At 52.5% G+C, this 18954-nt stretch carries 15 protein-coding genes; 6 read left to right on the top strand and 9 right to left on the bottom strand.

The window, feature by feature from the left end; genetic code table 11:
* Positions 1-187: 187 nt before the first annotated feature.
* The 3 genes from psbA to plsY form a co-directional block, all read right to left on the bottom strand.
* Positions 188-1270, bottom strand: coding sequence for a photosystem II q(b) protein (gene psbA / locus ACQ4M4_RS02280; protein WP_430682830.1), 1083 nt, complete (start codon positions 1268-1270; stop codon positions 188-190).
* Positions 1271-1958: 688 nt separating this feature from the next.
* Positions 1959-3458: an MBOAT family O-acyltransferase gene (locus ACQ4M4_RS02285; protein WP_430682831.1), complete on the bottom strand. Its 1500-nt coding sequence runs from the start codon at positions 3456-3458 to the stop codon at positions 1959-1961.
* Positions 3459-3537: 79 nt separating this feature from the next.
* Positions 3538-4200 (bottom strand): glycerol-3-phosphate 1-O-acyltransferase PlsY, encoded by a 663-nt coding sequence (gene plsY / locus ACQ4M4_RS02290; protein ID WP_430682832.1) that lies wholly within the window; start codon positions 4198-4200, stop codon positions 3538-3540.
* A 37-nt stretch (positions 4201-4237) separates the two neighbouring features.
* Here plsY and ACQ4M4_RS02295 point away from each other — a divergent pair, with 37 nt between their 5' ends.
* Positions 4238-4390 carry a hypothetical protein gene (locus ACQ4M4_RS02295; protein ID WP_430682833.1) on the top strand — a complete coding sequence of 51 codons (153 nt, stop codon included), beginning with the start codon at positions 4238-4240 and terminating at the stop codon, positions 4388-4390.
* 148 nt (positions 4391-4538) lie between these two features.
* Here ACQ4M4_RS02295 and ACQ4M4_RS02300 read toward each other — a convergent pair whose 3' ends face one another.
* The 3 genes from ACQ4M4_RS02300 to ACQ4M4_RS02310 all read right to left on the bottom strand — a co-directional run bounded on the left by ACQ4M4_RS02300 (position 4539) and on the right by ACQ4M4_RS02310 (position 8032).
* A complete protein-coding gene (locus ACQ4M4_RS02300; protein ID WP_430682834.1) occupies positions 4539-6443 on the bottom strand; it encodes a DUF3086 domain-containing protein in 1905 nt (634 codons plus the stop codon).
* Positions 6444-6562: 119 nt separating this feature from the next.
* A complete protein-coding gene (locus tag ACQ4M4_RS02305) occupies positions 6563-6964 on the bottom strand; it encodes a DUF3119 family protein (RefSeq protein ID WP_430682835.1) in 402 nt (133 codons plus the stop codon).
* A 273-nt stretch (positions 6965-7237) separates the two neighbouring features.
* Positions 7238-8032, bottom strand: a complete 795-nt coding sequence (locus ACQ4M4_RS02310) for an MlaE family lipid ABC transporter permease subunit (RefSeq protein WP_430682836.1) — start codon at positions 8030-8032, stop codon at positions 7238-7240.
* Between the two features lie 254 nt (positions 8033-8286).
* Between ACQ4M4_RS02310 and ACQ4M4_RS02315 the strand changes: the two genes are divergently transcribed.
* The 4 genes from ACQ4M4_RS02315 to ACQ4M4_RS02330 all read left to right on the top strand — a co-directional run bounded on the left by ACQ4M4_RS02315 (position 8287) and on the right by ACQ4M4_RS02330 (position 14522).
* On the top strand, positions 8287-8592 hold the full coding sequence (locus ACQ4M4_RS02315) for a hypothetical protein (protein WP_430682837.1): 306 nt from the start codon (positions 8287-8289) through the stop codon (positions 8590-8592).
* Between the two features lie 395 nt (positions 8593-8987).
* Positions 8988-10637, top strand: a complete 1650-nt coding sequence (locus tag ACQ4M4_RS02320; RefSeq protein WP_430682838.1) for a M16 family metallopeptidase — start codon at positions 8988-8990, stop codon at positions 10635-10637.
* Between the two features lie 14 nt (positions 10638-10651).
* Positions 10652-12184: a M16 family metallopeptidase gene (locus ACQ4M4_RS02325; RefSeq protein WP_430682839.1), complete on the top strand. Its 1533-nt coding sequence runs from the start codon at positions 10652-10654 to the stop codon at positions 12182-12184.
* Positions 12185-12614: 430 nt separating this feature from the next.
* The gene (locus ACQ4M4_RS02330; protein ID WP_430682840.1) at positions 12615-14522 is read left to right on the top strand and encodes an MASE1 domain-containing protein; all 1908 of its coding nucleotides are present in this window, start codon (positions 12615-12617) and stop codon (positions 14520-14522) included.
* 56 nt (positions 14523-14578) lie between these two features.
* Here ACQ4M4_RS02330 and ACQ4M4_RS02335 read toward each other — a convergent pair whose 3' ends face one another.
* Positions 14579-14767: a hypothetical protein gene (locus tag ACQ4M4_RS02335; RefSeq protein ID WP_430682841.1), complete on the bottom strand. Its 189-nt coding sequence runs from the start codon at positions 14765-14767 to the stop codon at positions 14579-14581.
* A gap of 75 nt (positions 14768-14842) precedes the next feature.
* On the opposite strand from ACQ4M4_RS02335, the gene ACQ4M4_RS02340 reads away from it, so the two are divergent.
* Positions 14843-16639 (top strand): ABC-ATPase domain-containing protein, encoded by a 1797-nt coding sequence (locus tag ACQ4M4_RS02340; protein WP_430682842.1) that lies wholly within the window; start codon positions 14843-14845, stop codon positions 16637-16639.
* Here the strand turns inward: ACQ4M4_RS02340 and ACQ4M4_RS02345 are convergent.
* Together ACQ4M4_RS02345 and ACQ4M4_RS02350 are read right to left on the bottom strand one after the other, a co-directional pair.
* Positions 16618-17550: a glycosyltransferase family 2 protein gene (locus ACQ4M4_RS02345; protein ID WP_430682843.1), complete on the bottom strand. Its 933-nt coding sequence runs from the start codon at positions 17548-17550 to the stop codon at positions 16618-16620. The two genes, ACQ4M4_RS02340 and ACQ4M4_RS02345, sit on opposite strands and share 22 nt — an antisense overlap.
* Before the next feature lie 99 nt (positions 17551-17649).
* Positions 17650-18933: a lipopolysaccharide biosynthesis protein gene (locus ACQ4M4_RS02350; protein WP_430682844.1), complete on the bottom strand. Its 1284-nt coding sequence runs from the start codon at positions 18931-18933 to the stop codon at positions 17650-17652.
* Positions 18934-18954 lie beyond the last annotated feature (21 nt).

Below are 18954 nucleotides of genomic sequence, written 5' to 3' on the forward strand. Positions count from 1 at the left end.
AAACCAACCCCGCCGATCAGGCAAGATTTAGGCATCGAATAGGACTGACGCACTTTATCCGAAAAACCAGGGGTTGAATGATGGTTGGAGCGTTAACGCTTCAACCATCATTCAACTGCGTAAGTTCCTGTCGAATACAAAAAAAGCACCCTCCAAGAGGGTGCTAAAGCCTAGCTAAATTAAGGGATTAACCGTTAATTTCAGGAGCTTGCAGAGCTACCGGAACGGCATCACCAGATGCCAAATCCAAGGGGAAGTTGTGAGCATTACGCTCGTGCATCACTTCCATACCCAGGTTGGCACGGTTGAGCACATCCGCCCAGGTATTGATGACTCGGCCCTGACTATCCAGCACCGACTGGTTGAAGTTGAAACCGTTCAGGTTGAACGCCATGGTGCTGATGCCCAGTGCGGTGAACCAGATACCCACAACAGGCCATGCACCCAAGAAGAAGTGCAGTGCACGAGAGTTGTTGAAGCTGGCATATTGGAAGATCAACCGACCAAAGTAACCGTGAGCAGCCACGATGTTGTAGGTCTCTTCTTCTTGACCAAACTTATAACCGTAGTTCTGAGATTCGGTCTCGGTCGTCTCACGCACCAAGCTCGAGGTCACCAACGAACCGTGCATGGCGGAGAACAGCGAACCACCGAACACACCGGCCACACCCAACATGTGGAAGGGGTGCATCAGAATGTTGTGCTCGGCTTGGAACACGAACATAAAGTTGAACGTACCGGAGATACCCAAGGGCATCCCGTCAGAGAAGGAACCCTGACCGATGGGGTAGATCAAGAACACCGAGGTAGCAGCGGCCAAAGGTGCGCTGTAAGCAACGCAGATCCAAGGACGCATGCCCAGGCGGTAACTCAGCTCCCACTGGCGACCCATGTAAGCAAAGATGCCAATGAGGAAGTGGAAGCAGATCAGCTGGTAGGGACCGCCGTTGTACAACCACTCATCCAGAGAAGCAGCTTCCCAGATGGGGTAGAGGTGCAGACCGATGGCGTTGCTAGAAGGCACAACTGCACCGGAGATGATGTTGTTGCCGTACATCAGAGAACCCGCAACAGGCTCACGGATGCCATCGATGTCCACGGGAGGAGCAGCGACGAAGGCAATGATGAAACAGATGGTTGCAGTGAGCAAGCAAGGGATCATCAACACGCCGAACCAGCCCACATACAGGCGGTTGTCAGTGCTGGTTACCCAGTTGCAAAACTGCTCCCATGCGCTGGCGCGATCGCGCCGTTGAAGGGTAGTTGTCATGGTGATAATTGCTATCTACGAAATGAATGAGAATAATACGAGCCGTCTATAAATAAGCCCGCACTTGCATAGTAGTTACATCACCAGATGTTTCACAATCATCTGTTACTAAAGTTTTGTAACCAACAACAAGCAAAAAGCGCAATCATGTATCTCTGAAAAAAACGACCCTAGTTTCTATCAGGATCACGCGCTTCAATTAAATTTACAATTCGTCCTTACTTCAAGTGCAAGAAGTGACAGAATCGCAAGTGGCTTTATGAAGAAATGTGTTCGCTTATCTGGAATTGCAAACGGCAGCTTATAACTCTCAGATTGGTTGAGTGCTATACGCAACTGGTAATGCTCAGTACGTCAGTTTCAGTTAAAGGCTTTTTGGGGGAGCGCGACGCGCACGCAAAAATGGGCACTTTCGCTTATCCAAAACTCACGTTAAGTATAGCGATAGCCAATTTGATTAGGACATTTTTGGGGGATGGCGAAGCCATCCCCCAAAAATGTCCTTGTCTCAACTAAGCTGGCGACAGCTATAACTCTGGCAACCAGGAGTTGCTTAACGGCTGTGTCAGTTAAGGTTTTTTCTGATAGATGTACGGTACGTAACCCTTAGAAAAGACGATGTTTGTGTGCGAAACGCGCTCGCAAGCATGGGTGATTTACCTTATCCAGAACCGACATTCAAGCAATACTAAAAGTCGAAATAGATGTATGGGGCGCTCTCATTGGGCGCAAGCAGCCACGCTGCAAACAGACAGGTTGGAATGAGCAATAGCTTGAAGGTCAGGCTAAGTTGCAGCTTAAGGCCCCGATGCAAGAGATAAGCAATGCCCATACCCACAAACACGGCCAAAACTTGAAGCGAAACCGTTGAGCGATCGCTCCCCAAGGCTTCCACATAAACAAGCTGAGCAAACTGCACATCCGCCACATGACCCCACAGCCGCTGCATCACCAGCCAGGATTGGTTGAGATCGGGCAAGCGGAAGAACACCCACGCCAAAAATACCGCCAGTTGGGTGACTAGCCACGACATCACCACCCCAGGCACCGTTTGCCACAGACGGGCGATCGCCTCATTGCGTTTTGATGCAGTATCCACCAGGCGATGCACCACCAGAAACCAGCCATGCAGTGCCCCCCACACCACAAAGCCCCACGCCGCTCCATGCCAAATTCCGGCAATCACCATAATGATCATCAAATTCAGGCAGGTGCGATCGAGCCCTTTGCGAGAGCCCCCAAGGGGAAAGTAGAGATAGTTGCGCAGCCAGTCGCCCAGGGTCATGTGCCAGCGTCGCCAAAAGTCGGCAATGTTGGTACATAGATAGGGAAAGTTGAAGTTTTGCGGCAGTTCCAGGCCCATGAGCAAGGCAGAACCCCGCGCCACATCGACATAGCCGCTAAAATCCAGGTAGAGCTGTAACCCGTAGGCGGCGATCGCCAGCCATAGATCACCACTTCCCGCCCGCTCCACATTGCCAAAGGTCAAGTTCACCACCGTTGCCAGGTGGTCGGCCAGCAACAGCTTCTTCACCGCACCGCAGGCAATCAGCCAAACTCCTTCCACAATTTGGCTTTGGGGCGGGAACTTGAGCGTTTGCACCTGGGTTGCCAGGGGATGAAATCGGGTGATGGGGCCAGAAATCAACTTTGGGAAAAACAGCTTGTACGAGCTGAACATCAACAAATCGGACGTGGCAGGCGCACCGCGATACACATCCACCAAGTAGGCAATACACTCGAAACAGAAGAAGCTAATGCCCAATGGCGCAACAATGCTGTCATTAAGCGCAACGGCAGTTGTCTGCAAGGGTGGGAGGTTGAACGCCGTCCCCAACGAGTTCAGCAAGAACGGCACATACTTAAAGCCCAGCAGCAACACTACATTGATGATGATGCCTAACACCAGCGTTCGCAGTCGACGCTGGTTCCAATCCTGCTGAGCAAATAGCCAGCCTTCCTCTTCTTCGGAGGGCACATCGTTGGAGGAATGCAGCGCCATCCCCAGCCAGTAGGTCACAAGCAGCATAGCCACCAACAGCGGCACATACTGAATTTGCAGCGAACTATAGAACACTACGCTGGCAATCAGCAACACGCCCAGCTTGAGCGATCGCCCCTGGACAGACCAGTACAACCCCAACACGCTGAGGAGAAACAACCCGTAGGTGATCGACAAAAAGTTCATAGCGGCTAAGACGGCGCGACACATCTCGTCGAATCACTGTATCGCAGCCTGGGAAAAGTGGGCGAATTTTTTGGGGAAGTTATTCCCCGGCACGAGAGGTTTGATGCTTTTGCCCAATCTTAGGCTCCTGACCTGCGGCGAGGCGCTGAATATTAGCCCGATGGGTGACCAGCACGTAGCCTCCAGCCAGCAGTCCCAACAGCACAAAGGGCAACGGTTGACCCAAGGCCAGCATGGCCAACGGAGCAGAGATGGCCGCCAAAATGGAACCAAGCGACACAATCCTCGAAAGGCCCAGCGTGGTTAAAAAGACCAGCGACACAATTAGCCCGACTTGCCAGTTCAGCGCAAACAACACGCCCAACCCCGTTGCCGCGGACTTGCCACCCGTAAACCCAATCCAGATCGATTTGCTATGGCCAATGACAGCTAGTAGACCCGCGATCGCCATCATCCACGGTTGCCAACTGCCCAGGGAAAAATCAGCCGCAAAGACCGCCGGATCAAATAGCCAACGAGCTAACAACACCGCCGCCACGCCTTTGAATACATCAACCAAGAGAACGGCGATCGCCGGCCCTTTCCCCAACGTTCGCAGTACATTGGTCGCACCCGTAGATTTAGAACCATGCTCGCGAATATCAATCCCTTTCAGCAGTTTGCCAATCCAATAACCCGTGGGAATCGACCCCAACAAATAGCTCCCCATCACCGTAGGAATCAACAACATCCACAGGTTCATACCCATCCCCCAAACCGCATCTGCTCTCAACGATACCGTGAATTGGAGTCCGAAATACTGTCGGGTCCGAGTGCTTAATCTGCCGGGATTTCAGCAGGTTGAGCCGACGACGCGATCGCACCGACTGCTTCACTCCCGACAACAACAGCACCCGAATCAAGGTCGCCTGCGTCTCAAGGCAATGACATAAATTTTGTGACTATGACATGAATGTCCCAGTTTTTTACCCAAACCCCGTGGCGATCGCCACAAAAAATAGCCAAGAGCGATCGCCCTTGACTATTGAGTGAGTTGGACTTTTTAGGATTGCAGTTTGCAACAAAAAGTCGTTTGGAGTTTTAGTACACCATGGGTGGGTTCATGGGATCGGCAGCAAAGGCGAGCCACAGCGGAAACTGCAGCAGCGACAGGTTAATCACGTCTTCGGATTCATCGATGATGATGAGGGGCATTTGCTTTTGCTTCAGCAGGCGATCGGCCCGTTGAACCAGAGGCTCTGGCGCATCGAATAAGATCACGCCTTGATCAGAGCCAAAGTCCAACCGAGCCAGCCCCAGGCAATCCTGCAAACCGCGCCGCCACTCGCCCAAGCGCTCCGGCGAATTGGACAATACCAAGGTTCGCACGCGATCGCCATACATCCGGTGCAGCACCGAAATCGCCGCCGATGCAATCAAGATGTTCTGCAAGCGGGAGCCCATGGTGCGAATGGCCCCTCGCCCACCCTGGGTAAAGAACCAGTTAGAGACCCGCTCCGCATGAATGGGTTCAAACGTGCGGCGCAGTTGCCACGGTGGGCCGTAGTAGTCTGGAGAATTTCGGTACTGATCCAGCAATTTGCGAATGGCACGAGCCTGTTGCTCAAAGCCTTGTTCGGCAAACTGTGGCCTGGGAGCCGTATCTTCGGGACTGCGGGCAGGCGATCGCCGCTGAGTCGGTTCGGGTGGGGGCGGCTCAGGCACCGACAGCTTCAGGTCTTCGGCAGCCGTCACCAAGTCTTGCAGGCTCCCTACCAAGTAATCTTTGAAACCCTGAACCCGAATCGCTAAATCTTGCGAAGCTCCTGCAAAGGTTGTGCGCATTTCGTTGCGAATTCGCTCTTGCCGCCGTTCTAGCTGTTCCACGGCAATTTCTAGCACTTGTTTACGCTTTTCGAGTTCGCTCAAACCTTCCTGCATGAACTGCTCTAGGAGCCCTTTTGCATCGGTCAGTTGGGCCTGTACCTGCTGGTTGTAGCTGGCTTGCAGGTCAGCAATACGGCGCTGGAGCCGCTGTTCTTCTTGCTGCAGGGCTGCAACGCGCTGAGCCAGATCCGCATCCGTAGCCGACGCACCCACCAAGGGCTCTGCGAGGCTGCTGCTCGACAGATCAGGTGCCCCATCTGCGGAGCTATCTAGGGTAATGGGCTGGCGATCGCCCTCCGACGTCACAGGTGCGATCGCATCTAGGGCTTCAGCATCCGTCTCATCCACCTCAAAGGGTTCCAGAGTGTTAGGCACTGGTCCCTCAGGCTTAGAAACCGCTGCTTCATCCAAGTACAGATCGAGCGCATCGGTACCGCTCTCTGCGGCAATAAAGGGAGCATCCGAGAAGGGCGTGTTGCTGCCGCCAGAGCCAATGGTTTCTAGATCCGGCAAAGGTTCGCCTTCGGCCTGGGTATCAGGGGCGATCGCCTCTTCCTCGCCCCAGCCATTGGTGTCTTCTACCGTTGGCGCAGCAGGGGATGAGTAAGCCGATGGCCCATCCAGCACAGCATTGCCGGGCTCAACATCCCTATCAATGTCTATCGACGTATCAACCGTATCGACATCTAAATCAGATGTGACATCGGTGCCGTTCGCCCGAGAAGTCATACCCGGTGACACATCCATCTCGGCATCGTCGTCATCAATGCTGTCAATAAACAGCTCCACCTCATCGGTGCGGCGAGTAGTCCGGTTGCGATCATAGGCTGGAGGCTCTACCGGCGTTGGCTCCAGATCGACATCGTCATATTCGTCGTAGGTGTCGGGATTCGCCTCCAGAGACAGCTCAATCAAAGGCTCTGATTCTAAATCTTGTTCATCAGCCCGGTTGGACGCAGCAGGCGTGCTGCTATACACGTCAATTTCTTGGTAATCCACACTTTCGACAAAGAGCGGACGATCGTCGTCAAACAGGGCGTCATTATCTTCTTCGTCGCTATCGTCGAATAACGCCGCGTTATCCACTTCGTCGTCATCACCCCATAGGTTTTCCATCATGCTGCTCATTACCTCATCAGAAAGCTCAGGTTCACGCGCAGAACCAGACCAGGCGTCTTTGTTTCGATCTTGGGGTGTAGGGTTCACGGGTTCGTCGGAATACATGAATAGTGGACAGCTTAGCGGGAAATTGGGCACCGTTGCTCAAGGCATGCCCTCAGCATTTTAGGATCAAACAAAATTGGGACGAAGTGAATACTCTTGACTTCTTTGAAATAAAACAAAATTGGCACCGTAGACCAAAAGATTTCCCAATGGAGCCAATCTACATAGGGAAACTGACGAATTAATGTGGTCCCTCGGTAAATGTCGAGGGCAGTGTCGGTAAACCACAGCCGCAGTGTGGCCGCTTGCACCACCAAAAAAAGACCGAAGAGGGCGATCGCTCCACCCACCCATGGCACCACCTGAATGGGCAGCAGCACAAGCACAAGCCCCAAAACAACAATGGCGATCGGCAGCCGATAGCTTGGAGACAGAATGATGGTTTCAGTAGCGGCAGGAACTGGAGTCGTGGTCATACGCGGGCTTCACCTCAACACAAAGTAGAAGAACCAAAAGCAAAATCGCCCAGAGCCAAAATCTTTCCCTATTTTAACGTCAGTGTCGGTTAAGTCTTTTCTGAGTATTGCGCGGCGGGCAACACCCAAATAGGGGAACTTTGGCCTATTCAAAACAGCTTTGGCCTCTCCCAAATGGACGCTATTTTAGACTGCGGTGGCGATTAGGCAAGTAGACAGGCCGTCAAGCCAACCCAGTCCCCCTGCAAAAGCCAGATTGGACAGCCCTATGGCCTAAAACACGCCGCTGGCCGTGCCTTGCCCCTGAAACATAATCCACGATAAGAAAAAGTTGGATACAAAAATTGTCAGCAGCGCCGTAACAACCGCCGTGGTCGTGGATTGTCCAACGCCTTTGGCTCCGCCTGTTGTGGTCAGTCCCCAACTCGAACCAATCACCGCAATCAGCGCACCAAACACCATCGCCTTAATGGCCGCGCTAGCCAAATCCCACACATCCAAAAAGTTTTGCGCCGAGTCCAAAAACACGTGGGGCGAGATGTCGTACATCGTTCGGGCAACCAGAATTCCTCCGGTCATGCCAGTTGCAAACGAGAGAATAGTGAGGACAGGCAGCATAAGGCAACAGGCAATCACCCGAGGCACAACGAGGTAATCAATCGGATCGGTTCGCAGCATATACAGCGCGTCGATTTGCTCAGTCACCTGCATGGTGCCAATTTCGGCGGCAAAGGCAGACCCCACCCGCCCGGTAACAATTACTGCAGTGAGCACAGGAGCCAACTCGCGCGCCAAGGCCACGCCCAGCACGCCCCCAACCGCCGAGCCAGCCCCTAGGCCAATAAACTCGCGTGCTACCTGAATTGTAAAGACCATGCCTACCGTGGCTGCTGTGAGCAGAGCAATGAGCAGTGAGCCAGGCCCCACCAGGGCCATTTGTTCCAAAACATTGCGGCGGTTAATTTTTTTTGTTGCGAGATGAACCAGTACTTGACCACCCAAGAGTGATGCGGCAAGCAGCCGCTGGCTCCATCGCTTTAAGCTGGATTGTTCTGTAAAGTCCGTCAAAGTGGTTACCTACATTGCCATAAGGAAGGAGAGAAGGAAGCCGATCGCACCGATTTAGCCACAATTTCATCACACCCGAATCGGGTTCAATTTATCGCAGAAATGAGAGTTGTTTACGCTTGTTCACCAAGCTTTCTGACTGGGATTTAAGATTTCTGTCATCCAGTTTTGCGAGGGCGATCCGCCCCTATTGTAGGAGATGTAATTTTCTGATTTGCCTGTTTTTTATGGATGACAGGGTCGGTAGTGCTTCGATGAGTTTATTAGTCAGTCTTGTGCGATCGCTCATACTCACCAGTTTGTTGGCATTTCTGGCTCCAGTTTTGTTAATTGGGGTGGTGCTGTTGGGGTTTCAGGGGTTGGCCTTGGTACCACCATTGCAAGCCCTGGGGCAGTTGGGTAGCCAACAAATTGTGAGCTTTCTCATGGTGTTTGGCAATGGAGACCCCTATGAGGGTTTGTTACTGATTGGGGCCGTGTGTGGTTTGGTGGGGCTGTTGTTCGACACCTACAATATTTACCGTCATCAGCACTTTCGTCATACGCGCGATCGCCACTAGCACTATCAATTCACCCCTTCCATTTCGTCCGCCGACCTGAAGATAGTAGGTCGGCTTGTTTATGAGATGGAGTTAGGCGAGACAAATTCTTCTGGCTACGTTTCCCCTGGCGACGGTTCACATGGCTGCGTTTCGCAGGGCTGCGGTTCCCATTTATTGGATGGGTAGAACATCGCCGTAGATTCTGGCCCGCAGGCTACATCAGGGCTTATGAATTTGAATGATGTTTGGAGTGCTAGGTACTCCAAACACCATTCAACCCCCTGGTTTTTCGGATGAAGTGCGTCAGTCCTATTCCATGAGAGCGCTAAGAACAGCCCAGGGCCATGAGCCGTCACATCAGCGCAAAGCCAACCCGCTATAGTGGACGATGGAATTGTTTGTGTTTCAACTCCATGCCCCATCATCTATTGGCGTTGGTTCGCTGGCGTAGCCCACAGCCTGGCTGCCCACCCATCAACTCACCTATTTCCCACCCGGTTCGACCTCGCATTGTTCATCCCATCTCTCGGTTTGTAGCGATCGCGCTCTCCATTCTGCTGTTGTGGAGTAGCAGCACAGCCACAGCCATGGCCCGCACTGCCGCGCCACCTGAGGCCACCGCTCCCAACTCCATTCAGCCCTATATTGATCGAGCGATCGAGCGCATTCAGGAATTCACCCTCGACAACGGCATAAAATTTATCGTCATGGAGCGACACCAGGCTCCCGTCGTATCTTTTATGACCTATGTCAATGTGGGTGCTGCCGAAGAAGCCCCTGGTAAAACGGGAGCCGCCCACTTTTTGGAACATCTCGCGTTCAAAGGCACCAGCCGCATTGGCACCCGCGATTACGAGCAAGAGCAGCAAGTCCTCAACGAGCTAGATCGCGTGTTTGACCAACTGCAAGCCGCCAAAGCCGCCAATCAGACCGATGAGATCACCCGTCTCCAGCAAACCTTTGACACCCTCAAAGCTCAAAGCGCCACCTTTGTTGAGCAAAACCAGTACAGCCGAATTGTGGAACGGGCTGGCGGCGTTGGGCTCAATGCCACCACCTCTGCCGACGAGACGCGATACTTTTACAGCTTCCCCTCCAACAAGCTAGAGCTTTGGATGTCGTTGGAATCGGAGCGATTTCTTGACCCAGTCTTTCGTGAGTTTCACGAAGAGAAGGACGTGATCTTGGAGGAGCGTCGCCTGCGCACCGACAACTCACCCATCGGCAAAATGATCGAGGCGTTTCTAGAAACGGCTTATCCCAACCATCCCTATGGCCGTCCGGTAATTGGGTACGAAGAAGATATTCGCAACCTGACCCGCAAAGATATTCAAGACTTTTTTGATGCCTACTACACGCCCAACCGCATGGTAATGGCCGTGGTAGGGGATGTGGATACCCAAGAGGTTCAACGGCTGGCAGAGCTGTACTTTGGACGATATCAGGCGCGATCGCGCACTCCCGATATTGAAGCCACCGCCCCAGCCCAAACCGAACCCCGAGAAGTCACCGTCAATTTGCAATCTCAGCCCTGGTACATCGAAGGCTACCAGCGGCCAGCCATTAGCGATCCCGACAGTCCCGTGTACTTTGTCCTGAGCTCCATTCTGTCGGGTGGGCGCACCTCGCGGCTCTACCAGGCCCTTGTCGAACAGCAGATTGCGCTCAATGTAGAAGTGGGCAATGGCTTTCCGGGCAACCGCTTTCCCACCATTTTTATGGTGTATGCACTAACAGCCCCTGGCCGTACCGTGGATGAAGTGGCTGCTGCCTTCAACCGCGAACTCACCCGGCTTAAAACCGAACCCGTCTCCGCCGAAGAACTAGATCGCGTCAAAACCCAGGTACGCGTTAGTTTGTTGCAGCTCGTTTCTTCGAATGAAGGCATGGCCAGCTTGCTCACCGACTACGACGCCAAAACTGGCAGCTGGCGCAATCTATTTGACGAACTGCAAGCGGTCGAAACCGTAACCGCTGAAGACATTCAACGTGTGGCACAGGCAACCTTTGTGCCCGAAAAACTAACTATTGGTCGTTTGCTGCCCGTTGAGGGCCAATCGTGAGGAGACAGAACTCGATGCAATTTATCCATCGTTTGGCGCAGCGCCGCCCCCGAAACGTGAGCCCTTCACGATTCCGCTCAGTTCGGATCTATCCTGCACTGTTGGCCGTGCTCACCTGCGGACTGATGATGGCGCTGTCGCTGCTGCATCCTGCCCCCGTGCGTGCCGCCGAGCCGTTACATTATAACCAGTTGGAATTTCCGTCGCTGCGCGAAGTGCAACTGCCAGACTACACTCGGTTTCGTCTGCGCAATGGCATGGTGGTGTATTTAATTGAAGATCACGAGTTTCCCCTCATTGGTGGCACCGCCATTTTTCGGACTGGCAGCCGCATAGAGCCTGCCGAGAAAACGGGCTTGGCCAGCGTTGTGGGCGAGGTGATGCGCAGTGGCGGCACAACGAATCATCCCGCAGACGAGCTGAATTTGCTCCTAGAGCAAATGGCCGCCCAGGTTGAGACTGGAATTGACACCTCAAGTGGCTTCGCCAGCTTTAACTGCCTGACGGAAGATTTGGAGTCGGTGTTAGGGCTATTTGCCGAGGTGGTGCGATCGCCCGCCTTTCCACAAGAGCGACTAGACCTGAGCAAAAATCAGCGCCGAGGTGGCATTGCCCGCCGTAATGATCAGCCCGAAAACATTGTGGGGCGCGAATTTAGCAAGCTGCTGTATGGGGAGAATAGCCCCTATGCCCGCACGATTGAGTACCGGACTTTGGAGGCCATTACCCGCGAAGACGTGGTGGCCTTTCATCAGCAGTACTTCCGCCCAGACAACATGCTGTTGGGCATTGTGGGCGATTTTGATACGGCTGCGATGCGATCGCTCCTACAACGGACCTTTGGGGAGTGGCGAGCAGACCCATCTGCTCCACAGCCCGAGCGCGCCCTCCCCGACGTAACCCAAGCCACCCAGGGGGGCGTGTTTTTGATTGACCAACCGCAGCTCACGCAAAGCTACATCCAGATAGGGCACTTAGGCGGACAGCTCAAAGATCCCGATTACACCGCTCTCTCGGTGCTGAATGACGTGCTAAATGGCTTTGGCGGACGGTTGACCAACGAAGTGCGATCGCGCCAGGGGTTAGCCTATGTGGTGTATGCCTATTGGAATCCTCGGTTTGACTATCCGGGGACCTTTGTGGGCGGCGGGCAAACTCGCTCCGATGCTACGGTGGCCTTTATTGAGGCGATGAAAAGCGAGCTCGAGAAGGTGCGCAATACGCCCATTAGCGAGGCAGAACTGCAACAGGCCAAAGACTCTGTGTTGAATGCGTTTGTGTTCAACTTTCAAACACCAGGGCAACTGCTATCGCGGTTGATGCGGTACGAGTACTACGGCTATCCCAAAGACTTTATCTTCCAGTACCAGCGGCAGGTGCAGGCCACCACGCCCGAAGATATTTTGCAAGCTGCCCAAACCCATCTCAAACCGGATCAACTGGTGACGGTCGTGGTGGGCAATGCCAGCGCTATTCAACCCCCGCTGAGCGCGATCGCCCCCAACGGTCAAGTCTCAACCATCGACATCACCATCCCTGACCCATAAGTCAGCGTTTCATCACATCAAGTTCGCATCGACTTCCGTATTTGTGCTGTGAGTCGGGCTTCACACCCTACCCACAACACCAACACAGCAGATTCAGTAGGCTTGCGTAAGTCCTGTTTCCGTTAAGGGATGTTTTGAGGTTTGCACATTGCGAAAACCTCAAAACATCCCATTTTTGTGTGCACGAGGCGCACGCAAAAATCGGCACTTTGGCTCATCCATCACTCAGGTGATTGAGCATCAACATCCAACAGACATCCAACAGACATCCAACGCATAGGGATTTGACAAAGATCCAGCTTGGGCGTTATTACCCACGTCGAATCGGGAAGCTTAGGTTTTAATCGTTTAAGAAATTTAATGTCCCGCAGGAGCCAACCATTCTATGAAGCTGCTGAAGAGAACCACAGGGTTTGGATCAATCCTGCTTATGGCAGCATTCATTGCCATCTACTATAGCGTTGCCAAAGCGGGGATGTCGCTGGCGCTGCCGATTCCTCCTAGCAATGTAACTCCGGTATGGCTCCCCTCACCGATTGCCTGGACTGCTTTATTGTGGTTTGGTTATCGCTTTGTACCGGCGGTTTGGCTCGCAGATTTTATTGTTTCTTCTCCAGGCTATTACGAGGCTAGCCAGAGTTGGCCAACGGCGATCGCCGTTGGCAGCATTATTGCCGTGGGTGCCACTCTAGAGGCCACAGTCGGCAACCTATTGCTGCGTCGCCTGATTGGGAAAGGCTACCCCTTCGGACGGGCAAACGACACCTTTAAATTCGTGCTAATTGCACTCCTGAGTGCTGCGTGTAATTCGCTCATTGGGGTGACAACCCTGTGTCTTTTTAGAATCTCTAACTGGGCCGATTTTGACTCAGTTTGGCTAACCTGGTGGATTGGCAATGCCATCACCCTGGTGATTCTCATGCCCATGCTATTGGCATGGAGACGTATTGTTCAGTTTCGTCCCCGCCCTCAACAATTTACTGAAATCGGATTATTCTTTTTAACCTTGTTCGGGATTGGTAAACTTGCCTTTGGTTTTGGGTTTCCAGTTGAGTATCTTTTAATTCCCTGTTTAATTTGGGCAGCGTTTCGATTTGGACAAATTGGTGCAACGACTGGAATCGTGCTCGTGACCGGGGTGGCGATTTGGGGAACCGTGCAGGGGCGAGGTTCCTTCATTCGCGACGACTTGAATGAATCGCTCCTGCTGCTGCAAACGTTTATGGGGGCGATCGCAGTCACCACCCTCATGATGATGGCAGTTCTGGAAGAACGCCGCCAGTCCAAACGAGAGTTAGAACTGGCAAATGAACAGTTGGCCCTACAAGTTCAAGAACGAACCCATGTCTTGAACGCCCTACAGCTGGCCAATGAGCAGCTGCAAGTTGAAGTCACCGAGCGCAAACAAACTGAAGAAACCTTGCGACAATCAGAAGCCCAACTGCGCGACCAGACCCAACGGTTAGAAGAAACGCTGCTGGATTTAACGCAAACGCAAACGCAACTCATCCAAACCGAAAAGCTGTCTAGCCTTGGGCAACTGTTGGCTGGAGTCGCTCACGAAATCAATAACCCCATCAACTTTATTGCTGGCAATCTCATGCATGTGCAGGACTACACGGCCAACCTACTCCAGTTTGCAGAGCTTTGCCTACAGCAAGAGACCCAGGCCAGCAACATGATTCAAGCTGAAGCAGAGGCCATTGAGTTAGACTTTCTCGCCGAAGACATGCCCAAAATGCTGGACTCCATGAAAATGGGAACTGAGCGCATTCAGCAAATTGTGCTGTCATTGCGCAACTTTTCCCGGGTTGACGGAGGTGCCATGCAAGTCGTGGATATTCATGAAGGCATCGACAGTACGCTCTTGATTTTGCAGCATCGCCTCAAGGCCAATTCTGAGCGTCCGGCCATTCGGGTAGTCAAGCAATACAGCAATCTACCAACAGTGGAATGTTTTATAGGACAGTTGAACCAGGTGTTTATGAACATTCTGGCGAATTCAATTGACGCGTTAGACCACAACCCTGGCGAGCAAACCAATCAACCCACCATTACCATTACGACCGAACGTTTGCAAAATGGACATGTTCTGATTCGGCTGGCAGACAATGGCCCTGGCATGAGTGAGGAATGTCTTACGAAGTTGTTCGATGCCTTTTACACCACCAAGCCAATGGGCAAAGGAACGGGATTGGGTCTATCCATTAGCCACCAAATCGTTACAGAGAAACATGGTGGTTCCATTACCTGTGTGTCCGAACTGGGCAACGGGGCAGAGTTTAGAATTGAATTGCCTGTGCTCCATGCATCAAGGCAATCCATCAAAGCTGCCTAAGCTGTAGACTTTGGCTAAAGACACCAGCAGTGTGGATGCGGGGCAGTTGATTGCCTTCATTGAAAAAAGAAACCCGCCAACAACAAAGGCAGCAGCAGTGCGATCGCCACAACGACCACAACCGTGGTGGCATCCACTTTGACCAGATTCTTTTCAACTTGCTTATCCAGCTTCGACGGGTCGGGTTTTTCCATGGGACCTTTCTCCAAGACAGCGAGTGGGGCGATCGCAGCAAGTTTCTGCATCGCAGAATGGGCAGATTCTACCCCAATTATCCCCCCTTGCCCTCCGCATTGTTCTGAAGCCCTGATCTTGAAGCCATGACCACAGCCCACCTGTTGACTCAAACGCTGCATCGCCTGGATGGACGCAGCTATAGCGCCTACAAAAGCCTCCAGGGCCGTTACGCCTTTGATGATTTTGATCTCCACATTGATTACGTGCAGGGCGATCCGTTTGCGGCTCCTAGCCAGCTACGGGTGCAGGTGCCCATGGCGATCGCCAACTTTCCCCCCGATCTGTACCGGACCCCCAGCCGTGCCGTGGCCCTACGCGACTATCTCACTCGGCAGTTTGCGGCAGCCGCCCACGGGTGTTCTGGCAAGCGTGGCAGCGGCAAAAGTGGGCTAATCGCGATCGCCCCACCCAGCCAATCCATTCTCGATCGCACAGCCATTCTTGCTACGCACCAGGGCATCGAAGCACGGTTTGTGGTGGGGTTGCCCGCACGGGGACGCAGCATTTTGGGACGGCAAGCGGCTGCGCTGCTGTGTGAGGATTTGCCCACCATTGTGAGGCGATCGCTCCATTACAGCCACCTCAACGCCACCGAACTCACTCATCATGTCGAAACGGTCGAAGATACCGACTGGTTGCGATCGCAGTTAGAAGCGCACCACCTCGTGGCGTTTATTCCGGATGGCGCAGTATTACCTCGGCAAAGCGGCGTGAATGATGCACCTCTCACGCACCAAGCAGAGCCCTTCCAGTCCCCAGACTCGCTGCGAGTTTCGTTTCACCGACCAAACCATGGCCTTATAACCGGCATGGGCGTTCCTGAGGGCATTTCGCTCATTGTGGGTGGTGGCTACCATGGCAAATCGACCCTGCTCCAGGCGATCGCCGTGGGCATTTACAACCACATTCCAGGCGATGGCCGCGAGCACCTAGTCACCCATGCTCAAGCGGTCAAGGTGCGTGCCGAAGATGGCCGCAGCATTGCCGGGGTCAACCTTTCGCCCTTTATTAACCACCTACCTCAGGGGCGCTCCACAACCCACTTTTCTACCGAAAACGCCAGCGGCAGTACCTCCCAAGCCGCCAGCATCATTGAAGCGGTAGAGGCTGGGGCAAAGGTTTTGTTGGTAGATGAAGATACCTCGGCTACCAACTTTATGATTCGCGATCGCCGGATGCAGGCGCTAATTGCCAAAGATCGCGAACCCATCACTCCGTTTATCGATAAAATTCGCCAGCTTTATTGGGATTATGGCGTTTCTACCGTGCTGGTGATGGGTGGTAGTGGCGATTACTTCGACGTGGCCGATACGGTAATAGCCATGACCAACTATCAACCACAAGATGTGACGCAACAGGCGCGGGCGATCGCGATCCAGTACGCGACCCAGCGCCAATCGGAAAGCGGTAGCCAGTTTGGCACCCTTTCCCCTCGAATCCCTTTACCCATGGGCAACCAACGAGTTGCGTCCAGTCGTCGCTTCCAAGACCACCGCGATGCACATGAACCCGAGATGCGATCGCCCAAACTGAAAGTTCGTGATGTGGATGAACTCTTGCTGGGCCATGAAACTATTGACCTATCGGCACTAGAGCAACTTGTAGAAGTGAATCAGGTGCGCGCCATAGGAGCCGCGATCGCCCAGCTTCAGCCCCAGTTTGATGGGGTGCGATCGCTCATGACGCTGGTTGAGGCACTCATGCAACAGCTCACAGCCAACGGGTTTGAGACGCTAGATGCTCGGCCTAGCGGCCAGTTTGCCCAATTTCGCGTCGTGGATTTGGCGATGGTCATCAACCGATGGCGATCGCTCTCGATTCGCTCCAGCGCAAGCCATCCACCCCAGCAAACGCCCACTTATCCACCAAAGGGCAATTGAACCAACACCCACCGTTTAATAAACCAGCGAAACAATCCCTGCGTATAGCTGGTGAGCAACAGTTTGGGACGCAAATAAATCGCCTTCCGAATGCGGGGAATGGCTTGATTCACCTCGGCTACCGTTTTGCCATGGCGCAGATATTGTTGGGCACAGTATTGATAAAAATCGGCCAAGCTGCTGCTGCGCATCGCTTGAAACTCAGGAGGAACCAACTCGTATACTTTGTTAATCATCGTCAGCCCATCCTTTTCGAGCGCCGCGACCTTGGCTGAACCAGAGCTTGGGGAAAGGCGGTAATAAATTTGATACTCTGGCACCACTACAAACGGCCACCGAATCGCCAGTCGAATGTAGTAATCCCAATCGGCACACAGCACACAGTTGGGATCAAAGCCATCAATCGATTCCACTGCCACCCGCCGCACTAATGGATTGGAGCCACTATTCAAAAAGTTGCGAATCAACAGTTCTGGCAGCGCATTCCCCGTAATGGCAACGGGGTCATACTGCCGAGAAATGGTGCGATCGCCATCCAAAAAATCCTGAGTCCAGCTATAGGCCACACCAGCTTCGGGATGTTGCTCTAGAGCAGCCAGCTGCATTTCTAACTTGTTTGGCGACCACAAATCATCAGAATCCAGGAATGCAATGTATTCCCCAGCGGCATGAGCAATTCCTCGATTACGGGCGATCGCAATTCCTCCATTGGCATAGGAAAACACCTTAATGCGATCGTCATTGAGGCCCTTTACCAAATCCACCGTATTATCGATGGAGCCATCATCAATCACAATCGCTTCAAAATCTGAAACCGTTTGCTTTTGAACCGACTCTAGCGTTTCCAAAATCGTGTTGCCTGCATTGTAGGCTGGAATAACAATAGAAATTTTCGGGAAAATTGTAGACATCACACTCTTCAAACTAAAGGGTAGAAATTGAGTCAACAAACACAAGATTGATGCCGATTTTCGAACGAAAGGTTTGGATACACCTGATTACAAACCAGTTCAAGATGATGACAGGTTGTAGGTTTTGCTGAACACATATCGAGTAGCGGCAATTGAGTAAATTGGCAATACAATCGCATGGGAAATCAGCACAGAAGCAGCAACCCAATAAATGCCAAATTGAATGGCTATCAACAGCACAATGGCAAAGACAACGGTAAAGACCAGATCAAACATCAATGTAATATGCGCTTTGCCAACCGAATCCATCAGTGAGGCGGATGCCATCGCAAACGCACGAGGCAAGGCTGAAAGGCAAATCATAATGAGAATCGGAACTGCCGGGATCCATTTTTCGCCAAAAACAATGGGCACATAAAAGGGTGAAAGGCTGGATTGCAACACAATGACCGGAGTCAGTATCGTAGCAATGACCCTCAAGCTGCGCATGTAGCGATCGCGTAGTTTTTGATAGCTACCTCGTACCTCGCACAAGTGGGGAAACAAGGAGCCAATCAGAGCGCTCAACACATTGAGACTAATCCCCAGGCCAGCATTGAATGCAAAGAAATAAAGACCAAGGGCTTCCACACCTAAGAAGCGGCCTACCAGCAAATAATCCAAGTTCCCTCGTAATTTATTGAGCAGCTCTACCCCCAAAATGCTGCCCCCAAATTTAGCAATATCTTGCCATCCATCTAAGGAAAACTTGCCCGTTGGTCGCCACGAATGGCATCGATATCCTGCAACGATCCACACTGGGTTGACAACCACCATTGGGATCACAACTGCCCAAATTCCGGCCCCTGCGATCGCCAAAGCAGCAGTGAGAATATTACTAATGAATGACTGAGATGCCGTACACATCGCAGTAACTTTTAGCCGATTTTCTCGTTGAATGAGCGATATTTGTACGAGAAAAAATGGATGCATTAAATATGCGATCGCCGCTACACACAACGGCAAAATCAGGTTGCGATCGCCATAAAACATAGCAATAGGAAAAGCTCCGATCAATTGAATGAGGAAAATGGTGATACACAAAATCCAATTCAACCAATAAGCCGTGTTGCAAATCGTGGCCAACTTCTCCTCTTCAGCCTGAATAATCTTGGCCCCAATGCCATATTTCAGGGTGAAAACAGAGGCAAATTCATTAACGGTGTAAATGATGGCAATGAGGCCATAGTCATAGGAGCTAAACACACGAGCCAGCGTGACCGTTGTTACCAACCGAAACACGCGGTTGAGCAATTCTCCGCCTCCGGTCCAGCCAGCATTGCGAATGAACTGATCGGAAAGCAGTTTTTGAATGCGCGGTACAAACGTTTTAATCGGTATCATGAGGGCGACCGTTACCTGAGG

It is taken from the genome of Leptolyngbya sp. AN02str, assembly GCF_050565595.1.
Taxonomy (GTDB): Bacteria; Cyanobacteriota; Cyanobacteriia; order Elainellales; family Elainellaceae; genus Kaiparowitsia.

Bases quoted from the DNA above. Each gene is read 5' to 3' on its own strand.
- plsY (WP_430682832.1), bottom strand. From the start codon at position 4,200: ATGAACCTGTGGATGTTGTTGATTCCTACGGTGATGGGGAGCTATTTG.
- ACQ4M4_RS02345 (WP_430682843.1), bottom strand. From the start codon at position 17,550: ATGTCTACAATTTTCCCGAAAATTTCTATTGTTATTCCAGCCTACAAT.
- ACQ4M4_RS02330 (WP_430682840.1), top strand. From the start codon at position 12,615: ATGGCAGCATTCATTGCCATCTACTATAGCGTTGCCAAAGCGGGGATG.
- ACQ4M4_RS02300 (WP_430682834.1), bottom strand. From the start codon at position 6,443: ATGATGGAAAACCTATGGGGTGATGACGACGAAGTGGATAACGCGGCG.
- ACQ4M4_RS02340 (WP_430682842.1), top strand. From the start codon at position 14,843: ATGACCACAGCCCACCTGTTGACTCAAACGCTGCATCGCCTGGATGGA.
- ACQ4M4_RS02335 (WP_430682841.1), bottom strand. From the start codon at position 14,767: ATGCAGAAACTTGCTGCGATCGCCCCACTCGCTGTCTTGGAGAAAGGT.
- ACQ4M4_RS02305 (WP_430682835.1), bottom strand. From the start codon at position 6,964: ATGACCACGACTCCAGTTCCTGCCGCTACTGAAACCATCATTCTGTCT.
- ACQ4M4_RS02285 (WP_430682831.1), bottom strand. From the start codon at position 3,458: ATGAACTTTTTGTCGATCACCTACGGGTTGTTTCTCCTCAGCGTGTTG.
- ACQ4M4_RS02315 (WP_430682837.1), top strand. From the start codon at position 8,287: ATGAGTTTATTAGTCAGTCTTGTGCGATCGCTCATACTCACCAGTTTG.
- ACQ4M4_RS02320 (WP_430682838.1), top strand. From the start codon at position 8,988: ATGCCCCATCATCTATTGGCGTTGGTTCGCTGGCGTAGCCCACAGCCT.
- ACQ4M4_RS02325 (WP_430682839.1), top strand. From the start codon at position 10,652: ATGCAATTTATCCATCGTTTGGCGCAGCGCCGCCCCCGAAACGTGAGC.
- psbA (WP_430682830.1), bottom strand. From the start codon at position 1,270: ATGACAACTACCCTTCAACGGCGCGATCGCGCCAGCGCATGGGAGCAG.
- ACQ4M4_RS02350 (WP_430682844.1), bottom strand. From the start codon at position 18,933: ATGATACCGATTAAAACGTTTGTACCGCGCATTCAAAAACTGCTTTCC.